This window comes from Kitasatospora sp. NPDC057512, from assembly GCF_042802135.1.
Lineage (GTDB): Bacteria > Actinomycetota > Actinomycetes > Streptomycetales > Streptomycetaceae > Kitasatospora.
This window is the reverse complement of sequence record NZ_JBHVET010000855.1, coordinates 1-3,251: the sequence shown is the minus strand read 5'-3', so window position 1 is coordinate 3,251 and position 3,251 is coordinate 1. Positions and strand designations below refer to the sequence as shown.

Below are 3,251 nucleotides of genomic sequence, written 5' to 3'. Positions count from 1 at the left end.
AGCCTGCGCGTCGCCGGTTTCGGCCGGACCAAGGACGAGTGGGTGCCGAACAAGCTCCACACCGGCGCGTTCAGCCTCGACACGGTGAGCGCGACGGGCATCGGCATCACCGGCACCGGCGGTGCGGCGATCTGCAAGGGTGACACCGGCGCGCCCGCCATCCGCGAGGTCAACGGCAAGGCCGAGCTGGTCGCCGTGGCCTCCCGCTCCTGGCAGGGCGGCTGCCTGGGCACCCCGGCCACCGAGACCCGCACCGGTGCCTACAGCTCCCGCGTCGACGACCTCGGCGACTGGGTGAAGGGCCTGCGCTACCGCACGGCGGAGGTCAAGGCCGGCCTGCACGTGCAGATCATCGACATCAACAGCGGGATGTGGGACACCGTCGCCGACTACAAGGCCGGCAGCTGGCTCGGCACCTGGTCGCCCGTCAGCGGCGTCTCGCCGACCGCCGTGGACAGCGTCGCCATCGGCGACACCGTGCACGTCTACGCCGTCGGCTCCGACGGCAAGGTCTACACCCACGACGGCAAGGTCGGTGGCGGGTGGACCTCGTGGGGCGAGGTCCCCGGCGGCGCCGGCGGTGCCCAGGGCGTCACCGCCGCGGTCCGCGGCAACACCGTCAGCCTCCAGATCATCGGCTCCGACGGCTCCCTCTACAGCACCAGCGTCGACTACGCCGCCGGCAGCTGGCGCGGGAACTGGGAGCAGGTCGGCACCAACAACCTGAAGGCGATCACCAGCGCCACCACCCCCGACGGCGTCGTCCACGTCTTCGCCGTCAACGAGGACCTTCGCGTCTACGGCCGTGACAACCGGCCTGACGGCAGCTGGACCCCGTGGGGCGAGATCCCCGGCGGTGCGGTCGGCGTCAAGGGCATCACCGCCGCCGCCCGCGGCAACACCGTCGACCTCCAGATCATCGGCGGTGCCGGCGACCTGTTCACCACCTACGGCCACTACGACCTCGGCCGGTGGGACCCCGCCTGGACCAAGGTCAGCGACAACCGCCTGAAGGCCATCTCCAGCAGCGCCGAGGGCAACGTCGTCCACTTCGTCGCCGTCAACGAGGACTCCAGGGTCTACACCCGCGACGCCGACTACAACGCCGGGCGGTGGACGCCGTGGGCCGAGGTCCCCGGCGGCGCCACCGGCGTGAAGGCGATCACCGCCGCCACCACCGGCTGACCCCGACCAGCACCGCGTCCCGCCCGACCGGCCGCCGTTCGGTCGCCGGTCCGGCTGCCGTCCGGTCGCCGGTCCGGCCGTCGTTCGTTCGCCGGTCCGGCGGGGCGCCACCTTCTCGTCACTCCTCAGGGGGGAATTCCTGATGTCCCGCAACTCCTCGCCCCGCAACCTGCGGGCGGGTGTGCTGGCCGTAGCCACGGCTGCCGCCACTGTGGCCACCTTCTCTCCGGCCGGTGCCGTGGTCGGCGCCGAGGCCGCCGACGGCACGTACGCCTCCACCGCCCGTCTGGTGATCGGCGACAACCTGCGGGCCTGCACCGGCGCGCTGGTGGACCGCTCCTGGGTGCTCACCGCCGCCTTCTGCTTCTCCGACGACCCGGCGCAGCCGCAGGCGCTGGCGGCCGGTGCGCCGAAGTGGAAGACGACCGTCACGCTCGGCGGCAAGTCGGCCGAGGTGGCCGAGCTGGTGCCGCGTCAGGACCGTGACCTGGTGATGGCCCGTCTCGCGACGCCCGTCGACGGCATCACCCCGCTCGCCGTCGCCGCCACCGCCCCGACCGCCGGGCAGAGCCTGCGCGTTCCCGGTTTCGGCCGGACCAAGGACGAGTGGGTGCCGAACAAGCTCCACACCGGCGCGTTCACCCTCGACACCGTGAGCGCGACCGGCATCGGCATCACCGGCACCGGCGGTGCGGCGATCTGCAAGGGCGACACCGGCGCGCCCGCGATCCGCGAGGTCAACGGCAAGGCCGAGCTGGTGGCCGTCGCCTCCCGTTCCTGGCAGGGCGGCTGCCTGGGCACCCCGGCCACCGAGACCCGCACCGGCGCGTTCAGCTCCCGGGTCGACGACCTCGCCGGCTGGGTGCAGGAGGTGCGCTTCCGTACGACGGAGGTGACGGCCGGCCTGCACGTGCAGATCATCGGTTCGGACACCAAGCTGTGGGACACCGTGGCCGACTACAAGGCCGGCAGCTGGCTCGGCAAGTGGTCGCCCGTCCCGAGCGGCGCCCTCTCCGCCGTGGACTCGGTGGCCATCGGCGACACCGTGCACGTCTTCGTCGTCGGTTCGGACGGCAAGGTCTACACGCGGGACGGCAAGGTCGGTGGCTACTGGACCCCGTGGGGCGAGGTCCCGGGGGGCGCGGTCGGGGTCAAGGGCGTCACCGCGTCCGCCCGGGGCAACACCGTCAGCCTGCAGATCATCGGTGCCGACGGCTCCCTGTACAGCACCCAGGCCGACTACACCGCCGGCCGGTGGGTCGGCTCCTGGGAGCTGGTCAGCGTCAACAACCTGAAGGCGATCACCAGCGCCACCACCGCCGACGGCGTCGGCCACGTCTTCGTCATCAACGAGGACGGCAAGGTCTACACCCGCGACAACCGGCCCGACGGCAGCTGGACCCCGTGGGCCGAGGTCCCGGGCGGTGCGGTCGACGTCAAGGGCATCACCGCCGCCGCCCGCGGCAACATCGTCGACCTGCAGATCATCGGTTCGGACGGCTCCCTCTTCAGCACCAACGGCAACTTCGACGCCGGCCACTGGGACCCCGTCTGGACCAAGATCAGCGACAACCACCTGAAGGCGATCACCAGCAGCGCCGAGGGCAACGTCATCCACGTCGTCGCCATCAACGAGGACGACAGGGTCTACAACCGCGACGCCGACTACAACGCCGGCCGGTGGACCCCGTGGGGCGAGGTCCCCGGCGGCGCCACCGGCGTCAGGGCGATCACCGCCGCCACCACCAGCTGACCCGACCAGCACCGCGTCCCGCCCGACCGGCCGTCGTTCGTTCGCCGGTCCGGCGGGGCGCCACCTTCTCGTCACTCCTCAGGGGGGAATTCCTGATGTCCCGCAAGTCCCAGTTCCGTTCCCGGCGGGCGGGTGTGCTGGTCGCGGCCGCGGCCGCCGGCACGCTGAGCACCGTTTCTCCGGCGGGCGCCGTGGTCGGCGCCGAGGCCGCCGACGGCACGTACACCTCCACCGCCCGTCTGGTGATCGGCGACAACCTGCGGGCCTGCACCGGCGCGCTGGTGGACCGCTCCTGGGTGCTCACCGCCGCGTC

Annotated in this window: 2 protein-coding genes and 1 pseudogene; all 3 read left to right on the top strand. The window is 72.4% G+C overall.

Features of this window, described 5'->3' with window-relative positions; translation table 11 throughout:
• Window positions 1-1,185 (top strand): annotated as a pseudogene (locus tag ACFU6K_RS34800) (hypothetical protein); the annotation flags it as partial.
• 142 nt (window positions 1,186-1,327) lie between these two features.
• Entirely contained in the window at window positions 1,328-2,938 is a 1,611-nt protein-coding gene (locus ACFU6K_RS34795) for a trypsin-like serine protease (protein WP_380669974.1), read from the top strand.
• 95 nt (window positions 2,939-3,033) lie between these two features.
• On the top strand, window positions 3,034-3,251 hold a 218-nt coding region (locus ACFU6K_RS34790), incomplete at its 3' end, for a trypsin-like serine protease (protein WP_380669972.1).